We start from the raw sequence: 18,256 nt of genomic DNA, 5'->3' as shown, positions 1-18,256 counted from the left end.
TGTGTTAATTATCGAAACCCTGCCGCTGCTGCGTCAGCATATCCGCCGTCTGCGTATGGAAGGCAAGCGCGTGGCGCTGGTGCCTACTATGGGCAATTTACATGATGGTCATATGAAGCTGGTTGATGAAGCGAAAGCGCGGGCCGATGTGGTCGTGGTCAGTATTTTCGTTAACCCGATGCAGTTTGACCGCCCGGAAGATCTGGCGCGCTACCCGCGCACCTTGCAGGAAGATAGCGAGAAGCTGAACAAGCGCAAAGTGGATCTGGTTTTCGCGCCGTCAGCACAGGAAATCTATCCTCAGGGCACCGAAAACCATACTTTTGTCGACGTACCGGGTCTCTCTACCATGCTCGAAGGCGCCAGCCGCCCGGGGCACTTCCGCGGTGTCTCTACCATCGTCAGCAAGCTCTTTAACCTGATCCAGCCGGACATTGCCTGCTTCGGCGAGAAAGATTTCCAACAGCTGGCGCTTATTCGCAAGATGGTTGCCGATTTGGGCTTCGATATTGAAATCGTGGGCGTACCGATTATCCGCGCCAAAGATGGCCTGGCGCTCAGTTCACGTAACGGCTACCTGACGTCAGATCAACGTAAGATCGCGCCAGGGCTGTATAAAGTGCTCAGTAACGTGGCAGAAAAACTGCAAAACGGTGAACGCGATCAACCGGAAATCATCGCCATCGCCGAGCAGGAACTGAATGAAAAAGGCTTCCGCGCCGACGACATTCAGATCCGCGATGCGGATACCCTGCTCGACCTGACCGACAACAGCAAACGTGCGGTGATCCTGATGGCCGCATGGCTCGGACAGGCACGACTGATCGACAACAAAATTGTCGAATTAGGCTGATTGACCGAAACTGGCGCTGACGACGGTTAGCGCCAGTCGGGGATTTTGTCGATTTCTTCGCGGGTTAAGTCGGTCATCTCCGCAACGAATTCTGGCGACATACCGCTTTTCAGCATGCGGGCCGCAACCCGATGTGTGGCATTGCTTTCACCTTGTCGCATGCCTTGTTGCATACCTTGTTGCATGCCCTGCTGTATGCCCTGCTGTATGCCCTGCTCTAATCCCTTCAATATTCCCTGCTCTTCAAGCCACTCGGCGACAGTTCCCATTGTTTTCTCCTTTGACAAACGCTTTCCCAGTTCCCGGTAGAATATTTTCGGTTGATCGGTATGACCACGCAGTAGCATATAGTTTACCAGCGTGATTAATTGACTTTCGGTAGTGTACTCCGCGCTTAAAAGGGTGACCAGATCCTCCAGCATTTTCATTAAGTCGCGCTGGCGAATATGCTTTTGCAGCAGTTCGAGTATGGCCACGCGACGATGCTGCATAATTTCATCGTCCGGTATGGTGGTAATGTCCACCAGCGGGAAAGGTTCGCTGTACAGGCGTCGCGCCAGTTCCGGCGAAGCAAACATATCCATCCAGCACATCGAGTAGGGGTAAGGCGATGTTTTTCCCTGGTAGAAAAGGATAGGTACCACCAGCGGTAACTGCTGAAACCCCGCTTCGAGATGGCGGTGCATCGCGGCAATAGCATAGCGCATCATCCGAAAGGCAATTTTCTTGCTCGGCGTGCTCTGGTGCTCGATCAAAATATGCAGATAACCTGGATGTCCCTGCATCGATACGGAGTAAAGCACGTCAGAGTACTGCTCCTGTAAACTCTCTTCGACAAAATTCCCGGATTCCAGCGTGAGCGTACTCAGATCGCAAATCGCTTTGATGTCCTCCGGCAAGTGAATATCCAGAAAATCCCGTGCCGTATCGGTGTGCGTCAAAAAGTTTTTAAATACCGCATCATGCGGCGTAGTGGCGACTGTTTCCATTATCCCGGCCTTTGTCCTGCATCCTGTACGCGCAGTATCGCTGGAACCACTGCGCGGCGTCAGCCAGGTATTGTTAGCGCCTCGAGCAGGCTCGGGATAAAAATCAACGGCATACATTCATTACCGTCAGTTTCTCGCAGCTGTACGCAAACTGTGCGAAGAAACGACACCAGATGAGTAGACACCCAACCAAAATCGGGCAATACTGCCAGGAATTTCCTGAAGCTGATATTCACATCAGCTTTGTTATCGTTATGGTAGAAAGGTAGAAGTTATGATTCGCACTATGCTGCAAGGTAAGCTCCATCGCGTCAAAGTGACCCAGGCTGACCTGCACTACGAAGGCTCTTGCGCCATTGACCAGGATTTCCTTGACGCTGCCGGTATTCTTGAAAACGAAGCCATTGATATCTGGAACGTGACCAATGGTAAGCGCTTTTCCACTTACGCGATCGCGGCAGAACGCGGTTCCCGCATCATCTCCGTAAACGGCGCAGCAGCGCATTGTGCGGAAGTGGGCGATATTGTGATCATCGCAAGCTTCGTCACCATGCCGGATGAAGAAGCCCGTACCTGGCGTCCAAAAGTTGCTTACTTCGAAGGCGACAACGAGATGAAACGTACTGCGAAAGCGATTCCGGTTCAGGTTGCCTGATTGCCCTACCCCTGCGGCTGGTTGCTGACCAGCCGCGACATCGTCTCCAGTGAATCCGTTCTTAAGATGTAGAGTCGTTTCAACAGGAACGGATTATCCCCCGGCTTCACCTTCCCTTTCACCGTCGTCACCGCCAGATGGAACCCAGCGTCATTTGCTGCTTGCACCGCCGTGGCGTTATAGCCGCCAAAGGGGTAAGAGAGATACAGCACGTGCGGGTTGAACTGCGCCAGCGCCCGGCGCGAGCGTTTAAAGTCGAACAGAATATTGTGATAACTGCGGCTCAATAATATCGGATGACGAGAGTAGTCAACACGATGCAGGAAGTGGGTATGTGACTGGAAATCAAACACATCCTGAATCCCACGCAGTTCAGAAATACTCATAAACTGCAGCGATTTCGGCTCCCACTTTTGCGGATGCCCTTTGATGCGCGACGAGATAATAAACGCCGTCGCTTTAAAGCCGTACTGCTTCAGCACCGGATACGCATAGCGGCTGACCGATTTCAGGCCATCATCAAAAGTGATAACCACCGCCCGCGCCGGAAGATTCATTTTGTTTCGCACGTAACCTTCCAGCTGATACATACTCAGGGTGGTATAGCCCCTGTCGCGCAGCCAGGTCATCTGATTATTGAAGGCACGTACCGACGTGGTCGTTGAGGTGTGGCGAAAACGCGTATTCTCTTCATCACGCAGGATGTGATGATAGGTCAGCACTGGAATGCCATTATCCAACTGCGCATCAAGCGAGCTCACATAGGCCAGCCGATTGCCAATGCGGATTTGATACCAGGTCTGGTTTAAGCGCCCTTTCAGCGCGCTCAGAATCGGGTAACGCAGATTCTCAGCCAGCATACCAAACGGCGCGCTACCCGCGTCCGGTGCGTTATACACTGGCGTATCTTTCCAGGTAATCAGATTTTGGTTGCTTGAGGGCCGATGTAAATCACCCAGTCCATCCTCGACGCGCTGCCGCCCCTGCACCAGTTCAAGATGATCTTTATCGATAAATCCGGTGCCAAACCCGAAGCGAAACTCATAGTAATCTGCCGCCGTGGGCACCACATCAAGGATTTGCCCGGCGCGAATATTGCCAACCGTGATAACACGATCGCCCACCTGCGCCCAGACAGCCGCATCTTCAGTGGTTTGCATATAGCGAGGAGGAAGCCCTTGTGGGGCTGTGAGAGCAGCAACCGCGTTGCCGGAAAGCAGCAACGTCAGCACGAATACAAAGCGCATCAACATGGATAAGAACCGCAGCAAAAAACTGTCGCTATTGTAACAAAAGCGACATCAATAACTACGGTTAATATTTATACGCATCATGCAGCAGGACAAAGGGAGGATTCTTTTGCTGCTGGTGCCAAAGACTGCTGACGCCTGCCGGGCCGCGATCGACAATCGCATTACGAAAATCCTCGCTGCTGAGCGTTTCCCGCAAAGGATAATACTGAGCGAGTAAGGGGAAATCGATGCCGGAAATCACTTCACAGCGATCGTGCTTATGGCTCATCAAAGCCGCAACGCGGTAAGGTGCAGCCCCGGTTTTATCGGTCAGGAAAATGACGCCATCGCCGGAATCGGCCTGATGCAACGCATCACACATCATGCGACTGAGCATATTAGAGCTCATTCCGCGCCAGTAATTCACGGCCCGGCACTGAGCCAGCGGGCCAAATTTTTTCTCCAGACGCTCCAGCAGTTCCTCTGCTTTATCATCATGGCAGGCTATCACCCAACCTAACATCGCTTACCTCCCTGGTAAAAGCGTACTGTATCGGGAATAACGAGATAAGTCGGTGATAGCGGTCTAGTTTTTCCCCCGGAAGAACCGGGGGAGGCAGTAAATTAGCTGCGCAGGCCACGCCCACGCTGAATCAAATACCAGCAGAGCATGTAGAAAGCGATGATAAATATCACCAGCACGCCGAAAGTGGTCACCAGTGGCACATCGTGGATACCGAGGAAGCCGTAGCGGAAACCGCTGATCATGTAGACGATCGGGTTCAGATGCGACAGCCCCTGCCAGAACGGCGGCAGCAGTGTCAGAGAGTAGAATACCCCACCAAGATAGGTCAGCGGCGTCAGCACGAAGGTCGGGATCAGGCTGATATCATCAAAGGTTTTAGCGAAGACCGCATTCAGCAGGCCCGCCAGCGAGAAAAGCACCGCCGTCAGGATCAACGTTAACGCGACAAACACCCATGAATGTACCTGGAACGGCACAAAGAACAGGGAAATCGCTGTCACCAGAATACCGACACACAGCCCGCGCGCCACGCCGCCGCCGACATAACCAGCGATAATCACATGCGTCGGTACGGGTGCAACCAGCAGCTCTTCAATATTACGCTGGAATTTCGCGCTAAAGAATGAGGACGCGACGTTTGCATAAGCGTTAGTGATAACAGACATCATGATCAGCCCCGGCACAATAAACTGCATATAGCTAAAGCCATGCATTTCACCGATACGCGAGCCAATCAGGTTACCGAAAATAATAAAGTAGAGGGTCATGGTGATGACCGGTGGCACCAGCGTTTGCACCCAGATGCGCATGAAACGGTGGATCTCTTTGGTCCAGATACTTTTCAGCGCCACCCAATAAAGCTGCATCATGCCTGCTCTCCTTGTTTTTCATGGACCAGCGAGACAAACAGCTCTTCCAGTCGGTTCGCTTTGTTACGCATACTTAATACCTGAATGCCCTGCGCGCTAAGCTGAGCAAAGACGCTGTTAATCCCCTGCTCGCGCAGGACTTCCACTTCTAACGTTGCGGTGTCGACCAGTCGATACTGATAGCCTTCCAGCGTCGGCAGCGGGCTCTTTGGTGCTAAATCCAGAATGAAGGTTTCCGACTTCAGTTTAGAAAGCAGGTTCTTCATCGAGGTGTTTTCAACCAGCGAACCATGCTGAATGATGCCGATGTTACGGCACAGCATTTCCGCCTCTTCGAGGTAGTGTGTGGTGAGAATGATCGTGGTGCCTTTGTCGTTTAAATCCTTCAAAAAGCCCCACATTGAGCGGCGAAGTTCAATATCAACGCCCGCCGTCGGTTCATCCAGAATCAGCAGTTTTGGCTCATGCATCAGCGCGCGGGCAATCATCAATCTGCGCTTCATCCCGCCGGACAACATACGTGCACGTTCGTTGCGCTTTTCCCACAGATCGAGTTGTTTTAAATACTTTTCGCTACGTTCGATGGCATCTTTATGTTCAACGCCATAGTAGCCCGCCTGATGCACCACAATCTGCTGCACGGTTTCAAACGGGTTGAAGTTAAACTCCTGCGGCACCAGACCAAGCTGGCGTTTGGCATTGACCACATCTTTTTGCAGATCGTAGCCAAACACGCTGACGGAGCCAGACGATTTGTTTACCAGTGAGCTGATAATACCGATGGTCGTCGATTTACCCGCGCCGTTCGGCCCGAGCAGGGCGTAAAAGTCGCCGGCTTCCACTTGCAGGTCGATTCCGCGCAGTGCCTGGACGCCCCCAGGATAGGTTTTTTTAAGCTGTTTTAATTCCAGTGCAATGGTCATTAGATGTCTCTTTTGAATTCTTGCGTTCAATGTATGGTTTTAAAAAAAGTTGAGTTGACCTATATTAGCGCAACGCACTTACTTGGTTACAGGTCGTTAACCTCCATGAAAGACATAGATACACTCATCAGCAACAATGAACTATGGTCAAAAATGCTGGTGGAAGAGGACCCCGGATTTTTCGAGAAACTGGCGCAAGCGCAGAAACCGCGCTTTCTATGGATTGGATGTTCCGACAGCCGCGTTCCCGCAGAACGTTTAACCGGACTTGAGCCGGGCGAATTATTTGTTCACCGAAATGTTGCCAACCTGGTCATCCACACCGATCTGAACTGCTTGTCTGTTGTTCAGTATGCAGTGGATGTGCTCGAAGTGGAACATATCATCATCTGCGGCCACTACGGCTGCGGCGGTGTTCAGGCAGCGGTTGAAAACCCGGAGCTGGGGCTTATCAACAACTGGTTACTGCACATTCGCGATATCTGGTTCAAACACAGCTCTCTGCTCGGTGAAATGCCGCAGGAGCGCCGTCTGGACACGCTTTGCGAACTGAACGTGATGGAGCAGGTGTATAACCTGGGTCACTCTACCATCATGCAGTCAGCCTGGAAACGTGGGCAGAAAGTGACGGTTCACGGCTGGGCCTACGGAATTCACGATGGTCTGCTGCGCGATCTTGACGTGACGGCAACCAACCGCGAAACCCTGGAGCAGCGCTATCGCCATGGGATTTCCAACCTCAAGCTGAAACACGCCAACCATAAGTAACATCTGTTAAAAAGCCGGGCGGCGGCATCGCCTCACCCGGCTCGAACAGGTAGGTCGGATAAGCGAAGCGCCATCCGACACCACACGTCGATTACTCGTCCAGCAGGACCACTTTCCCGACATACGGCAGATGGCGATAACGCTGTGCGTAATCGATGCCATAACCCACCACAAACTCATCTTCAATGGCAAAGCCCACGTACTCAACCGGCACGTTCACTTCGCGGCGGGACGGTTTATCCAGCAGCGTACAGATTGCCAGTGATTTCGGCCCACGCAGGCTGAGAATTTCGCGTACTTTCGACAGCGTGTTCCCGGAGTCGATAATGTCTTCCACGATTAAAACATCTTTACCGCGAATGTCTTCATCCAGGTCTTTAAGGATCTTCACGTCACGGGTGGTGGACATACCGCTGCCGTAGCTGGAAGCCGTCATAAAATCGACTTCGTGGGAGACATGCACTTCACGGCACAGGTCAGCCATGAACATAAATGAGCCGCGCAGCAAACCCACTAACACCATTTCACTGCCACTGTCTTTATAGTGCTCAGTAATCTGACGGCCCAATTCAGCGATACGCGCTTTGATCTCCGCTTCCGGGATCATCACTTCCACAGTATGTTTCATAAAACTAACCATATGATTTTATAAGTAAATCTGTCGACATCCTGACCCTTCGCCCGGACGCCGTTCGGCAAGCGCGTCAGTATACCAGCAAATTGATTTCTCCGCTGAATTGGATAAGAAAGCAAATTTTGTGATACCCGTCACACTTGTTAAATCCTATAATCAATTGAAAGCAATAATTAACAAACTGATGCGAGTATTTTCTATGGCAGAAACAAATTCACAACAACCACGGCTACTCGTGGTGCTCACGGCCGTTTTTGCGGCTATCTGTGGGCTCTATCTTCTCATCGGAGGGGGCTGGTTAGTCGCCATTGGCGGCTCATGGTACTACCCTATCGCTGGCCTGGTGATGCTGGCCGTGGCGGTGATGCTGTGGCGCAGCAAACGCGCGGCGCTTTGGCTGTATGCCGCGTTCCTGCTGGCGACCATGATTTGGGGCGTTTGGGAAGTCGGCTTTGACTTCTGGGCGCTGACTCCACGCAGCGATATTCTGGTCTTCTTCGGTGTCTGGCTGATTCTGCCGTTTGTCTGGCGTCGCCTGATTATCCCTTCCGGCGGAGCCGTTGCCGCGCTGGTTGTCGCGCTGCTGATTAGCGGCGGCATCCTGACCTGGGCTGGCTTCAATGACCCGCAGGAAGTGAACGGTACGCTGAGTGCCGATGCGACCCCAGCCGAACCGATTTCCACCGTGGCGGATCAAGACTGGCCAGCCTACGGTCGTAATCAGGAGGGGCAGCGTTTCTCCCCCCTCAAGCAGATCAACGCCGAGAACGTTCACAAGTTAAAAGAAGCCTGGGTTTTCCGCACGGGTGACCTGAAGCGCGAAGACGATCCGGGCGAGCTGACCAACGAAGTGACGCCGATTAAAGTCGGCAATATGCTTTATCTCTGTACCGCCCACCAGCGTCTGTTCGCGCTTGATGCGGCAACCGGGAAAGAGAAATGGCATTTCGACCCGCAGCTCAACTCCAACCCGAGCTTCCAGCATGTCACCTGTCGTGGTGTCTCTTACCACGAAGCGCGTGCCGAAACTGCCAGCCCGGAAGTAGTGGCAGATTGTCCGCGCCGTATTATTCTGCCAGTGAATGACGGTCGTCTGTTCGCGGTGAATGCCGAAACGGGCAAGCTGTGCGAAACCTTTGCCAACAAAGGTATCCTGAACCTGCAAACCAATATGCCGGATACCACGCCGGGCCTCTATGAGCCGACGTCGCCACCGATTATCACCGATAAAACTATCGTGATTGCCGGTTCGGTGACGGATAACTTCTCAACCCGCGAAACCTCCGGCGTTATTCGTGGCTTCGACGTGAACACCGGTAAGCTGCTGTGGGCGTTTGATCCCGGCGCGAAAGATCCGAACGCCATTCCGTCGGATGAACACACCTTCACCTTCAACTCACCAAACTCCTGGGCACCTGCTGCCTATGACGCGAAGCTGGACCTGGTCTATCTGCCGATGGGCGTCACCACACCGGATATCTGGGGCGGCAACCGTACGCCAGAGCAGGAACGTTATGCCAGTTCCATCGTGGCCCTGAATGCTACCACCGGGAAACTGGTATGGAGCTATCAGACCGTTCACCACGATCTGTGGGATATGGATATGCCATCCCAGCCGACGCTGGCGGATATCACGGTCAAAGGCCAGAAAGTCCCGGTTATTTACGCTCCGGCGAAAACAGGCAACATCTTCGTGCTGGATCGTCGTAACGGCGAACTGGTTGTTCCGGCTCCGGAAAAACCGGTCCCACAGGGCGCGGCGAAAGGCGATTACGTCACCAAAACGCAGCCGTTCTCTGACCTCAGCTTCCGCCCGAAGAGAGATTTGACCGGTGCGGACATGTGGGGCGCTACCATGTTCGACCAACTGGTGTGCCGCGTGATGTTCCACCAGATGCGTTATGAAGGCATTTTCACCCCGCCGTCTGAACAGGGCACGCTGGTGTTCCCGGGTAACCTGGGGATGTTCGAGTGGGGCGGTATCTCCGTTGACCCGAACCGTCAGGTGGCGATTGCTAACCCGATGGCGCTGCCGTTTGTCTCTAAACTGATCCCGCGTGGACCAGGCAACCCAATGGAGCCGCCGAAAGACGCGAAAGGCAGCGGTACCGAAGCCGGAATTCAGCCGCAGTATGGCGTACCGTTCGGCGTTACCCTGAACCCGTTCCTGTCACCGTTTGGTTTGCCGTGCAAACAGCCCGCCTGGGGTTACATCTCCGCGCTGGATCTGAAAACCAATGAAGTGGTATGGAAAAAACGTATCGGTACTCCGCAGGACAGTATGCCGTTCCCAATGCCGGTTCCGGTACCGTTTAACATGGGTATGCCGATGTTGGGCGGGCCTATCTCCACAGCAGGTAACGTTCTGTTCATCGCGGCAACCGCCGATAACTATCTGCGCGCGTACAACATGAGCAACGGTGAAAAACTGTGGCAGGGCCGTTTACCGGCTGGCGGTCAGGCGACGCCGATGACCTATGAAGCGAATGGCAAGCAGTATGTTGTCATCTCGGCGGGCGGTCATGGTTCATTTGGTACGAAGATGGGCGACTATATTGTCGCGTATGCGTTACCGGATGATGTGAAGTAATTTGCCGCCCCTCACCCCGGCCCTCTCCCATAGGGAGAGGGAGAAAACCAGGGCACAATCGGTTCCCTCTCCCTTTGGGAGAGGGCTTTTCTTATACGGTAAACCCTAACATCATCCCCGTATCTTCATGCTCCAGCAGATGACAGTGCGCCATATAGGCGTGCTCTTTCGGCGCATCGTGGTCGAACTTCACTAACACCTCACTGACATCGCCTTCCACACGAACCGTGTCTTTCCATCCTGTGCGATGGGCCGCAGGCGGCTTGCCATTTTCAGATAAAATCCGGAACTGTGTACCGTGGATATGGAACGGGTGCAACATCATGTCGCCCTTGCCGGAGATTGACCAGCGCTCATACTGCCCTTTGCTGGCGGCAAACATCGGCGTGTTCATGTCGAATGCTTTGCCGTTAATACGGTTAGCGTTGTGGAAGTCAAAACCCCCACCGCCATGATTCATATGGCCCATGTTGCCATGCCCCATATTGCCGTGGCCCATCATCTCGCCGTGCTGCATGTTGCCCATCGCGCCGGCGCCATACTTTTTCATCAGCGCCTGCATGCCCATCATATCGAGCATCGGGTCCATAGAAAGCTGGAGCCGGCGTTCGGTCAGGCCGTCTAATGATGGCAGAGCAGGCAGTGATGACAGCACATCCGGCAATTCACCCGATGCGTTGACAGTGACCGGTTGGACACGCAGTACCGGATGCGCTTTGTCGAAGGGCGCAACCGTCATGCCCATCTGATTGACCGGGAGCGTGACGATATCAAACGGCTTACCGTCGCGGGTTTCGACCAGCACTTCGAAACGTTCGCCCATCAGCATCGGCAATTCCGTCACTTTGACAGGTTCTGCCAGCAAGCCTCCGTCGCTTGCCACCACATACAACGGGCGATTGTCGCTGGCGGCGATGGTCAATGAACGCGCGTTACAGCCGTTAAGTAAGCGCAAACGCAGCCAGCCGCGCGGTGCAGCGTGCTGCGGATAGATGGCACCATTGGTCAGCAGCGTATCGCCAAACCAACCGACGGCGGCCGTCATCACGTCGAGCTGGTAATCAATTTCACCGTCGGCGCTGAATTTTTTATCCTGAATAATGACCGGCACATCATCAATGCCCCACTGCTTAGGCAACATCAGGCGGCGAATATCGTTATCTTCAATGAGGACCAGCCCCGCCAGCCCCATCGCCACCTGATGCCCCGTTTTGCCATGTTGATGTGGATGGAACCAGCAGGTTGCCGCTCGCTGATCGGGGGTAAAGGTGACCGTACGTTTTCCCCCGGGTTTAATGATGCCCTGAGGGCCGCCGTCTACCTCGCCGGGTACTTCAAGGCCGTGCCAGTGAACGGTGGTCTCTTCCGCCAGTTGGTTATGAATATTGACGGTGATGGGTTTCCCCTTCATCAACTGGAGTGCCGGGCCCAGTAAGTTACCGTTATAACCCCAGGTCGTGGCAGTTTTAGCGCCAAATTGCGTTTTCCCGGCCTGTACGGTAAGTGTCACCTGGCTGCGCGCATCGGCGGCAAGCAAAGCGGGAATGGGAAGTGCGGGGCGTTCAGCGGCGAAAACCGCGCGACTCCAGAGCGGTAAGGCGCTCGCCACGCTGACGGCGGCGCTCAATTTCAGAAATTCACGACGGTGCATCATTACATCCTTTTGCTGGCTGCGGGTGAATATTTGAGCTTAAACCCTACCCTTGCGGCAAGGTCAAGTAAGAAGCGTCGAAAAAGGCTCTGCGTCCCGTCTGGAAGTGTGCTAACGTTGAATCTCGACGAGGTAAGGTAGAAGAAATGAAGACGTTTTTCCGTACAATGCTGCTTGGATGTCTGTTAGCCACGTCCAGCCACAGCTATGCATTAAGCGAGTCTGAAGCAGAAGACATGGCCGATCTCACTGCGGTGTTTGTGTTCCTGAAAAACGACTGTGGTTACCAAAATCTACCGAATGGCCAGATTCGTCGTGCCCTCGTTTTCTTTGCCCAGCAAAATCAGTGGGATCTCAGCAACTACGATACCTTCGACATGAAATCGCTTGGCGAAGACAGCTATCGCGATCTCAGCGGTATTGGCATCCCAACCGCGAAAAAATGCAAATCGCTGGCTCGCGACTCCCTGAGCCTGCTCGCCTACGTGAAGTAACATCCCCTTCCCTCCTTGCTGAAAAAACGACCGTGCGCCCACGGTCATTGTTAGCTATGATGTTGCGCCTGTTTCAAAGGTGTTAACAATGGAGGGTTCAAGCGATGACCGATAACACACTATGGCATGAAACACTGCATGACCAGTTTGGTCAGTATTTTGCCGTGGATAACGTGCTTTATCATGAGAAAACCGATCATCAGGATTTGATCATTTTCGAGAATGCCGCGTTTGGCCGCGTGATGGCGCTGGATGGCGTGGTGCAAACCACTGAGCGCGATGAATTTATTTATCACGAAATGATGACTCACGTTCCCCTGCTGGCCCACGGCCAGGCGAAACATGTGCTCATTATTGGCGGCGGCGATGGCGCGATGCTGCGTGAAGTCAGCCGTCATAAAAACGTTGAAACCATTACCATGGTGGAAATTGACGCCGGCGTGGTTTCGTTCTGTCGCCAGTATCTCCCGAATCATAGTGCAGGCGCCTACGACGATCCGCGCTTTACGCTGGTGATTGATGATGGCGTGAATTTCGTCAACCAAACGTCGCAGACTTTCGATGTCATCATCTCCGACTGTACCGACCCCATTGGCCCCGGCGAAAGCCTGTTCACCTCGGCATTCTACGAAGGCTGCAAACGCTGCCTGAACCCCGGCGGTGTCTTCGTCGCACAAAACGGCGTTTGCTTCCTCCAGCAGGACGAAGCGCTTGATAGCCATCGCAAACTGAGCCACTACTTTGATGATGTCAGTTTCTATCAGGCGGCAATTCCCACCTATTATGGTGGCATTATGACCTTCGCCTGGGCGACCGATAACCCGGCATTGCGTCATCTCTCAACAGAGATTATCCAGGCGCGCTTCCACACCGCGAAGCTTGCGTGTCGCTACTACAACCCGGCTATTCACACCGCGGCGTTCGCGCTGCCGCAATATCTACACGACGCACTGTCTGCACAGTGACGCTAAGGGGGTGAGAAAAATTGAAAAAACTGAAGCTGCACGGCTTTAACAACCTGACCAAAAGCCTGAGTTTTTGCATTTACGATATTTGTTACGCAAAAACCGCAGAAGAGCGTGATGGCTACATCGCCTATATTGATGAACTCTACAACGCCAATCGTCTGACCGAAATCCTGTCAGAAACTTGTTCCATCATCGGCGCGAATATTCTCAACATCGCCCGTCAGGATTACGAACCGCAGGGCGCGAGCGTCACCATTCTGGTGAGTGAAGAACCCGTCGACCCAAAACTGATTGATAAAACCGAACATCCCGGCCCGTTGCCAGATGCGGTGGTGGCGCATCTCGATAAAAGCCACATTTGCGTACACACCTATCCGGAAAGCCATCCCGAAAGCGGTCTGTGTACATTCCGCGCAGATATCGAAGTGTCGACCTGTGGCGTGATTTCGCCGCTCAATGCGCTGAACTACCTTATCCACCAGCTTGAATCCGATATCGTCACCATTGACTATCGCGTGCGTGGTTTTACCCGTGATATCAACGGCATGAAGCATTTTATCGATCATGAAATTAACTCGATTCAGAACTTTATGTCAGATGACATGAAGTCGCTGTATGACATGGTGGATGTGAATGTGTATCAGGAGAACATCTTCCACACCAAGATGATGCTCAAAGAGTTCGACCTGAAACACTACATGTTCCACACCAAACCGGAAGATTTAACGGAGAGCGAGCGCAAAGAGATTACCGCAGCGTTATGGAAAGAAATGCGCGAGATTTATTACGCCCGCAATATACCGACAGTGTAACGGTGGATCGGGGCAACTTGCCCCGATTCTGTTATAACGATTAAAACGGTTTCAGGCGTTAACTTTTAAGTCGTGATAGTAATACTCTTTATCGCGCGATGTAGTTTGATTCACTGTCTCATTGATAATGTCATTTCCGCCTCCTGCGTATCAACTAATACTTTTCGTCTGCGAAGATCGCAACATGCTTTATGGCCCGGTACCGCTTAACGTTACAGCTGAGATGAGCGTAAAGACCAGAGCAATCAGCCCTAAAACTATATAAGCTCCCTGGAAACCTATTTTTTCGTACATATTTCCTGCCAGCACCGACATAAATATCATCGCCAACTGTTTGAAAAAGCAGAAGCAAACCAGGTAAATAGTGGCAGAAAAACGCACTTCAAACTGGTTTGTTATATATTTAAAGCACCCAACAATCAGGAAAGGAATTTCAAACATATGCAGTGTTTTAAGGATAACAACTTCTACCGCAGTGGTCGCGAAAGAGGAACCGATAATACGAACTGACATGATCATTCCCGCCACCAGCAAAGCATTCTTTCCCCCAATTCGGTTTACGATTAGCGGAGCGAAGAACATAATACAGGCGTTGAGCAACTCTCCCATTGTTGTGACATAGCCGAAGACGCGTGTGCCCTCTTCTCCGGTGGCGAAAAATGAGGTGAAGAAATTAGCGAACTGCTGGTCGAACACATCATAGGTGCAAGATACACCGACTGCATACAGCGATAGAAACCACAGCTTTGGCTGTTTAAATAACTCGAGAGCCAGTTTTAGACTAAAGGCTGAGGCGTTTGCGCCTACAGCCTCGGCGACCGTTGCTGAAGCCGAAGCATCCGTACGAGAGAAATAGAGTAATACCGCGAGTACAATTGCACACCCCGACCCTAGCCAGAAAACAAACTCATTATTGATTGTAAACATGACACCAACAATCGACGCACAAAGCGCCCACCCCACACAGCCAAACATCCTTGCCCGACCAAACTCGAAATGGCTGCGTCTGCTCACTTTTTCAATATAGGCTTCAATCGCAGGTGCTCCCGCATTAGAAGAAAAAGCCAAACATCCAGAAATTTGTATTCTTCAGGTAATACATATAGATTTCCTTGCGTGACGGTGGGCAGGTTCACACCTGCCTCACATTTATTTCATTCTTAAACCTGAATGAATCTGTATATTATTATTCCCAACTAATCTGATAATAATAATGACGCGCGCTTAGCTGAAATTCTGGCGATACGGAAGGACTCCAGGAGTCATCACCCCCAACCCCCATATGGTAGCCATCAAGATTAAGCCAGGTTCCGGGTTCCGCCTGCAACAAATGGCGATGAGTTGTTTCCATCAATTGCTGCTGACTATAGCGACCAATATTAAACTGGAAGTCGCCACACCACTGATGTGTGCCATAACGCAAGCGGCGGGTTCCACAGCGCAGGCCGTTTTCACCAGGGAATACATACGGTGTATGCATTGCATCAAGTGGAAGTTCCCAGCTATCGAAACAGGCACTGCTTAAGCGATCCGGATAGTTTTCATGCGGCCCCAGTCCAAGCCATTTCACGGTTTCGGCAACCTGCGAAAGCTGGCATGTCAGGCCAATGCGTGCGGGATACGGTGTCCCACTGGCAATGTCGACTAAGATATCCATCTGCATTCTACCGTGGCCATCAATCCGATACGTTTTGCGGCTGGTAAACAGTGTGGCCCCCTGATATTGCCAGGCGTGAGCCGTGGTTATCTGGACGGCATCTGAAAGAGTGTCTGCCTGACAGGTTAACAGCACCGGCTGTGCACAGTAATGGCCGGCCTTTTTCCAGCGCTCCACCCATGCATTGGGATCAATCCGGGTCGCTTCACTGACCCCGATATCATTATCGAGCGGCGCGCGCGTAAACTGATCGGTAAGCGGAGAGAGAAGCTGTGCTTCATCTCCCTGCCATAACTGCGTCAGCCAGCCCTGCTGGCGGCAGAATTGCCACCGCTTACCCGCTACGGCCACCACAAATTCACTCTGACTGGCCATAAGCACAGGCACTTCATCGGCGAGTGGAGGACGGTTTGCCGACAGTGTCTCTTCCAGCGCCCACTGCTGCCACGCACTGATATGCCCTGGCTCAGACCATGCCGTGGCCCGCGGTTGTTCCACACGTACTGTCAGCCATAACTGCCCTGGTGCCTGGGGTATCGCTACTTCTGGCAGCGTAATGACCTGACGCCCCTGCGGTGCGATATCCAGCACGGCCTCTCCCTGAGCGAGTTCATTGCCCTCGCGCATCAACGTCCAGTGGAGAATTTCATTGTCGCTGTGGCGAAACAGATATTCACTCGACACTTCGATGCTGCGCTTATCACCGGGCAACAGGCGGAACTGGAAAAACTGTTGCGCCTGTTTTGCTTCATAAAGGGCCGGGTGAGGCGTGCGATCGGCAAAAACCAACCCATTCATACAGAACTGACGATCGTTCGGCGTATCGCCAAAATCGCCGCCATAGGCGGACCACGGCTTGCCGTCTTCGTCATATTTAATTAATGACTGATCCACCCAGTCCCAAACAAATCCTCCCTGCAGGCGCGGATACTGGCGAAAGGCCTGCCAGTATTTAGCAAAGCCGCCAAAGCTATTGCCCATCGCGTGCGCATACTCACAGAGGATAAGTGGACGCTGCTCACCGGGCAAAGAAAGCCATTTTTTGATAGACCACTTAGGCGCAACCTCGAAAGCTTGGTCCTGATCGACACGGCTGTACATCGGGCAAATAATATCCGTCGCCGCCGTATCCGCGCCGCCGCCTTCATACTGAACCGGTCGGGTGGGATCTTCCGACTTCAGCCAACGGTAGAGCGCATCATGATTCACACCATGTCCGGACTCATTACCCAATGACCAGATGATAATGCAGGGATGGTTACGATCGCGCTGAACCATACGTGTTACACGTTGGCTCATCGCGGGCAACCAGTCCGGGTCATCCGTTAACCGATTCATCGGCACCATACCGTGGGTTTCGATGTTAGCTTCATCCACCACATACAAACCATACTGGTCACACAAGGTGTACCACAATGGATGATTGGGATAGTGTGAACAGCGCACGGCGTTAAAGTTATTTTGCTTCATCAACAAAATATCCTGGATCATCGTTTCCCGATCCATCACCTGCCCGTTCAGAGGATGATGTTCATGGCGGTTGGTACCGCGAATCAGCAGCGGCTTGCCATTAAGCTGCAACAACCCCTTTTCAATACGAATGTCGCGAAAACCTACATCGCAGGCTTCCGCTTCGATGAGTTCGCCATCGGCAGTGCGTAGCTGAATCACGGCCCGATACAGTTCAGGCGTTTCCGCGCTCCATAAAGCAGGATGTTCGACCGGCAAACACAGCGTGGCACGTTCAGCATAGCTGCCGCGCTCATCAACGGGGGCGCTGCCAGGCCGTGCGCTGACCCGCCCGATAAGCGATAGTCCTTTCCATAAATGCAGTTCAATCTGCACATCATGCTGGACGTTACCGCCAATGCGAACCTCCGCATCGAGGCGAGCGTGATTATATTCGCTATTAAGATGGGTATTGAGGCGGAAATCCGCAATTTGTACCGACGGTTTGTGTAATAACGAGACGTCGCGGAAAATACCACTCATTCGCCACATATCCTGATCTTCAAGATAGGTGCCGTCGCTCCAGCGCAGCACGAGAACTGCCAGCCTATTTTCACCCGCATGCAAATAGGCTGTTAGGTCAAAATCAGACGGTAACCGGCTGTCCTGGCCATAACCGACCCAGCGCCCATTGCACCACAAATGAAATGCAGAATTCACACCGTCAAAAATAATCCGCGTCTGCCCCTCGGATAACCATTTATCATCCACACTAAATGTGAGCGAGTAACATCCAGTGGCATTTTCAACAGGAACATAAGGTGGGTTGACCGGGATCGGATAAGTGACATTGGTGTAGATAGGCGCGTCATAGCCCAGCATTTGCCAGTTTGACGGCACCGGAACAGTATCGGCATCGGGCAATTCTGCGTGCAACCAGCTTTCCGGTACCGATTCGGGTGAAGGGAACCAGTGGAATTGCCAGTCGCCATTAAGGCTTACCAGACGATCCGAGTTTTCGTTTTTTTGCGCATCCTCGACACAACGCCAGCTGCTGAAAGGCGGGTGCGCCGCCATTCTATTACGCTGTGTCACACCTGGCGCCTCCCAGTCCCGCCGTGCCAGCACGGCCGCCAGTGAATCCTGTTCTGAAGTCATTGGGTTATCCTTTACGTTTGATGTTATT

General features: G+C 52.7%; 15 protein-coding genes and 1 pseudogene. 7 read left to right on the top strand and 9 right to left on the bottom strand.

The window, feature by feature from the left end:
• Position 1 precedes the first annotated feature (1 nt).
• Positions 2-853 (top strand): pantoate--beta-alanine ligase, encoded by an 852-nt coding sequence (panC, locus tag F0Q32_RS11355; RefSeq protein ID WP_149463146.1) that lies wholly within the window; start codon positions 2-4, stop codon positions 851-853.
• A gap of 26 nt (positions 854-879) precedes the next feature.
• Here panC and F0Q32_RS11350 read toward each other — a convergent pair whose 3' ends face one another.
• Positions 880-1,842, bottom strand: a complete 963-nt coding sequence (locus tag F0Q32_RS11350) for an Rpn family recombination-promoting nuclease/putative transposase (protein WP_149463145.1) — start codon at positions 1,840-1,842, stop codon at positions 880-882.
• Between the two features lie 274 nt (positions 1,843-2,116).
• Here F0Q32_RS11350 and panD point away from each other — a divergent pair, with 274 nt between their 5' ends.
• Positions 2,117-2,497 carry an aspartate 1-decarboxylase gene (panD, locus tag F0Q32_RS11345; protein ID WP_015965876.1) on the top strand — a complete coding sequence of 127 codons (381 nt, stop codon included), beginning with the start codon at positions 2,117-2,119 and terminating at the stop codon, positions 2,495-2,497.
• 5 nt (positions 2,498-2,502) lie between these two features.
• On the opposite strand, the gene F0Q32_RS11340 is transcribed toward panD, so the two are convergent.
• The 4 genes from F0Q32_RS11340 to F0Q32_RS11325 form a co-directional block, all read right to left on the bottom strand.
• Positions 2,503-3,750: a polysaccharide deacetylase family protein gene (locus tag F0Q32_RS11340; protein ID WP_149463144.1), complete on the bottom strand. Its 1,248-nt coding sequence runs from the start codon at positions 3,748-3,750 to the stop codon at positions 2,503-2,505.
• Positions 3,751-3,811: 61 nt separating this feature from the next.
• Complete coding sequence (locus tag F0Q32_RS11335) at positions 3,812-4,252, bottom strand: PTS sugar transporter subunit IIA (RefSeq protein ID WP_149463143.1); 441 nt, start codon at positions 4,250-4,252, stop codon at positions 3,812-3,814.
• 101 nt (positions 4,253-4,353) lie between these two features.
• Complete coding sequence (locus F0Q32_RS11330; RefSeq protein ID WP_149463142.1) at positions 4,354-5,124, bottom strand: ABC transporter permease; 771 nt, start codon at positions 5,122-5,124, stop codon at positions 4,354-4,356.
• Complete coding sequence (locus F0Q32_RS11325) at positions 5,121-6,047, bottom strand: ABC transporter ATP-binding protein (protein WP_149463141.1); 927 nt, start codon at positions 6,045-6,047, stop codon at positions 5,121-5,123. The genes F0Q32_RS11330 and F0Q32_RS11325 overlap by 4 nt, the downstream gene beginning before the upstream one ends.
• A 105-nt stretch (positions 6,048-6,152) precedes the next feature.
• Between F0Q32_RS11325 and can the strand changes: the two genes are divergently transcribed.
• Positions 6,153-6,815, top strand: coding sequence for a carbonate dehydratase (can, locus tag F0Q32_RS11320; protein WP_149463140.1), 663 nt, complete (start codon positions 6,153-6,155; stop codon positions 6,813-6,815).
• Between the two features lie 91 nt (positions 6,816-6,906).
• Here the strand turns inward: can and hpt are convergent, their stop codons facing one another.
• Positions 6,907-7,443 carry a hypoxanthine phosphoribosyltransferase gene (hpt, locus tag F0Q32_RS11315; RefSeq protein WP_015965881.1) on the bottom strand — a complete coding sequence of 179 codons (537 nt, stop codon included), beginning with the start codon at positions 7,441-7,443 and terminating at the stop codon, positions 6,907-6,909.
• A gap of 205 nt (positions 7,444-7,648) precedes the next feature.
• On the opposite strand from hpt, the gene F0Q32_RS11310 reads away from it, so the two are divergent.
• Positions 7,649-10,039 carry a glucose/quinate/shikimate family membrane-bound PQQ-dependent dehydrogenase gene (locus F0Q32_RS11310; protein ID WP_149463139.1) on the top strand — a complete coding sequence of 797 codons (2,391 nt, stop codon included), beginning with the start codon at positions 7,649-7,651 and terminating at the stop codon, positions 10,037-10,039.
• Positions 10,040-10,130: 91 nt separating this feature from the next.
• Here F0Q32_RS11310 and cueO read toward each other — a convergent pair whose 3' ends face one another.
• Entirely contained in the window at positions 10,131-11,690 is a 1,560-nt protein-coding gene (gene cueO / locus F0Q32_RS11305; protein WP_149463216.1) for a multicopper oxidase CueO, read from the bottom strand.
• A 146-nt stretch (positions 11,691-11,836) separates the two neighbouring features.
• On the opposite strand from cueO, the gene F0Q32_RS11300 reads away from it, so the two are divergent.
• The 3 genes from F0Q32_RS11300 (at position 11,837) to speD (ending at position 13,964) form a co-directional block, all read left to right on the top strand.
• On the top strand, positions 11,837-12,184 hold the full coding sequence (locus F0Q32_RS11300) for a YacC family pilotin-like protein (protein WP_015965884.1): 348 nt from the start codon (positions 11,837-11,839) through the stop codon (positions 12,182-12,184).
• 104 nt (positions 12,185-12,288) lie between these two features.
• Complete coding sequence (gene speE, locus F0Q32_RS11295) at positions 12,289-13,149, top strand: polyamine aminopropyltransferase (RefSeq protein ID WP_149463138.1); 861 nt, start codon at positions 12,289-12,291, stop codon at positions 13,147-13,149.
• Positions 13,150-13,169: 20 nt separating this feature from the next.
• Entirely contained in the window at positions 13,170-13,964 is a 795-nt protein-coding gene (speD, locus tag F0Q32_RS11290; RefSeq protein ID WP_149463137.1) for an adenosylmethionine decarboxylase, read from the top strand.
• 189 nt (positions 13,965-14,153) lie between these two features.
• Here speD and F0Q32_RS11285 read toward each other — a convergent pair.
• Both F0Q32_RS11285 and F0Q32_RS11280 read right to left on the bottom strand, forming a co-directional pair.
• Positions 14,154-15,032, bottom strand: a pseudogene (locus F0Q32_RS11285) (oligosaccharide MFS transporter); the annotation flags it as partial.
• A gap of 118 nt (positions 15,033-15,150) precedes the next feature.
• Positions 15,151-18,228: a beta-galactosidase gene (locus F0Q32_RS11280; RefSeq protein ID WP_149463136.1), complete on the bottom strand. Its 3,078-nt coding sequence runs from the start codon at positions 18,226-18,228 to the stop codon at positions 15,151-15,153.
• Between the last annotated feature and the right edge of the window lie 28 nt (positions 18,229-18,256).

Origin of the sequence: Pseudocitrobacter sp. 73 (genome assembly GCF_008369545.1) — a bacterium.
GTDB lineage: Bacteria > Pseudomonadota > Gammaproteobacteria > Enterobacterales > Enterobacteriaceae > Pseudocitrobacter > Pseudocitrobacter vendiensis.
Note: the sequence above shows the minus strand (reverse complement) of the source record. Positions and strands in the feature narration are given on the sequence as shown.

Bases quoted from the DNA above. Each gene is read 5' to 3' on its own strand.
- panD (WP_015965876.1), top strand. From the start codon at position 2,117: ATGATTCGCACTATGCTGCAAGGTAAGCTCCATCGCGTCAAAGTGACC.
- F0Q32_RS11325 (WP_149463141.1), bottom strand. From the start codon at position 6,047: ATGACCATTGCACTGGAATTAAAACAGCTTAAAAAAACCTATCCTGGG.
- F0Q32_RS11335 (WP_149463143.1), bottom strand. From the start codon at position 4,252: ATGTTAGGTTGGGTGATAGCCTGCCATGATGATAAAGCAGAGGAACTG.
- F0Q32_RS11330 (WP_149463142.1), bottom strand. From the start codon at position 5,124: ATGATGCAGCTTTATTGGGTGGCGCTGAAAAGTATCTGGACCAAAGAG.
- F0Q32_RS11350 (WP_149463145.1), bottom strand. From the start codon at position 1,842: ATGGAAACAGTCGCCACTACGCCGCATGATGCGGTATTTAAAAACTTT.
- can (WP_149463140.1), top strand. From the start codon at position 6,153: ATGAAAGACATAGATACACTCATCAGCAACAATGAACTATGGTCAAAA.
- F0Q32_RS11280 (WP_149463136.1), bottom strand. From the start codon at position 18,228: ATGACTTCAGAACAGGATTCACTGGCGGCCGTGCTGGCACGGCGGGAC.
- F0Q32_RS11340 (WP_149463144.1), bottom strand. From the start codon at position 3,750: ATGTTGATGCGCTTTGTATTCGTGCTGACGTTGCTGCTTTCCGGCAAC.
- cueO (WP_149463216.1), bottom strand. From the start codon at position 11,690: ATGCACCGTCGTGAATTTCTGAAATTGAGCGCCGCCGTCAGCGTGGCG.
- F0Q32_RS11310 (WP_149463139.1), top strand. From the start codon at position 7,649: ATGGCAGAAACAAATTCACAACAACCACGGCTACTCGTGGTGCTCACG.
- speE (WP_149463138.1), top strand. From the start codon at position 12,289: ATGACCGATAACACACTATGGCATGAAACACTGCATGACCAGTTTGGT.
- F0Q32_RS11300 (WP_015965884.1), top strand. From the start codon at position 11,837: ATGAAGACGTTTTTCCGTACAATGCTGCTTGGATGTCTGTTAGCCACG.
- hpt (WP_015965881.1), bottom strand. From the start codon at position 7,443: ATGAAACATACTGTGGAAGTGATGATCCCGGAAGCGGAGATCAAAGCG.